The sequence below is a fragment of the Phenylobacterium sp. genome (assembly GCF_031425575.1).
GTDB lineage: Bacteria > Pseudomonadota > Alphaproteobacteria > Caulobacterales > Caulobacteraceae > Phenylobacterium.
This window is the reverse complement of the sequence record NZ_JANPJP010000165.1, coordinates 1-1,917: the sequence shown is the minus strand read 5'-3', so window position 1 is coordinate 1,917 and position 1,917 is coordinate 1. Positions and strand designations below refer to the sequence as shown.

Genomic DNA, 1,917 nt, shown 5'->3' with positions numbered 1-1,917 from the left:
GTGGCGCGGGCGAGCGCGGCCTCGGCCTGTTCGGCGCGGCGGCGCGCGGTGCCCGTGGGGACCTTGGCCTTCGGCGCGGCCTTGGGCGGCGGGGGCGCTATGGCCTGGGGTACCTGGGACGGACCCTTGGCGGCCTGGCGGGCGCGGTCGATCACCAGCTTGGCGTAGTCGTCCATGTCGCCGTTGAAGGGCGCGATGGTGCCGTCGGCGGCCAACCACAGACGGTCGGCCACCAGCTCCATCAGCGAGCGGTCGTGGGTGATGAGGATGACGGCGCCGGCATACTCGTTCAGGGCGTCCAGCAGGGCGCGACGGCTGTCGATGTCCAGGTGGTTGGTGGGCTCATCGAGGATGAGGAGGTGAGGGGCCTCCATGGCCACCATGTTCAGCAGCAGGCGCGCCCGCTCGCCGCCGGACAGGTTGGCGACAGTGGTCTCGACCTTCTGCACGCCCATACCGAACTGGGCCAGGCGCGAACGGCGAGCGGCGTCGCTGGCCTCGGGCATGGCCCGGCGGATGATCTCCAGCGGGGTGTCGGAGGGATCGAGCGCCTCGATCTGGTGCTGGTGGAACCAGCCCACCTTCAGGCGGCGGTCGCGGCGCAGGTCGCCGTGCATGACCTGCAAGGCGCCGGCGATCAGCTTGGCGAAGGTGGACTTGCCGGCGCCGTTGACCCCCAGCAGACCGATGCGGTCGTCCAGGTCCAGGCGCAGGTCCATGTTGCGCAGGATCGGCGAGCCGTCATAGCCGGCCGAGGCGCCCTCCAGGCGGATCAGGGGCGGCGGTACGGGGCGCTCGGGGGAGGGCAGGATGAAGGGGGCGGTGCGCTCGGCCGCGACGACGGAGACCGGCGGCAGCTTGGCGAGCTGTTTCAGGCGTGACTGGGCCTGGGTGGCCTTGGACGCCGTGGCGCGGAAGCGGTCGACGAAGGCCTGCAGGTGGGCGCGCTGTGCGTCGATCTTGGACTTGTTGGATTCCAGCAGGCGGGCGCGCTCGGCGCGCTGGGTTTCGAAGTTGTCGTAGTTGCCCGGATAGAGGTCGAGCTTGCCCGAGTGCAGGTGGAGGATGTGGTCCACCGAATTGTTCAGGATCTCGCGGTCGTGGCTGATGATGATGGCGCTGTTGGGGTACTTCTTCAGCCGGGCCTCAAGCCACAGCGCGCCTTCCAGGTCGAGATAGTTGGTCGGTTCGTCCAGCAACAGCAGGTCGGGCTCGGCGAACAGGGCCGCGGCCAGGGCCACGCGCATCCGCCAGCCGCCCGAGAACTCCGCCATCGGCCGCGCCAGGTCGGCATGGGAGAAGCCCAGGCCCGAGAGGATTTCCGCCGCCCGGCTGGGGGCGCGGTCGGCGCCGATCTCGCTGAGCCGGGCGTAGATCTCGCCCAGATGCTCAGGCTCGGCGGTGTCCAGCGACGCGGTCAGGGTCTCGCGCTCGATATCGGCGGCCAGCACGGTGTCCATCAGGGTCACCGGGGTGGCGGGATGCTCCTGGTCCACCGAGGCGATGCGGGCGGCCTTCGGGTAGCCGATCTCGCCGGAACCCTGGTGGAGCTGACCCAGGATCAGCTTGAACAGGGTCGACTTGCCCACGCCGTTGCGTCCCACCAGACCGACCTTCGAACCCACAGGCAGGCTGATGGTGGCTTCGTCGAAGAAGCGACGGCCCCAGGAGTCAAAGACGAGTTCGTGGATCTGAAGCATGGGAGTCGAACTTACAAAGCAGGTTGAGAGAAAAGCGTCGCCGTACGGCCGCCGCAGATGTCGTCGCTCGCGGCGTTGACTAGGATCTGATCAACCGTCTCTCGATGACGCCGGCTCCATAACAGAGGTCGGCGCCGCAGTCGCGCGTAACCTGCCTTGGCGCTGTCACCTCCGGCGGCTATAAGCCCGCACCCTTCGGCGCGGACGGCCGCGCCCC

At 69.0% G+C, this 1,917-nt stretch carries 1 protein-coding gene; it reads right to left on the bottom strand.

Going from position 1 to position 1,917, the window contains the following annotated elements:
• On the bottom strand, nucleotides 1-1,700 hold a 1,700-nt coding region (locus RMO97_RS09455), incomplete at its 3' end, for an ABC-F family ATP-binding cassette domain-containing protein (RefSeq protein ID WP_310540607.1).
• Nucleotides 1,701-1,917: the final 217 nt, after the last annotated feature.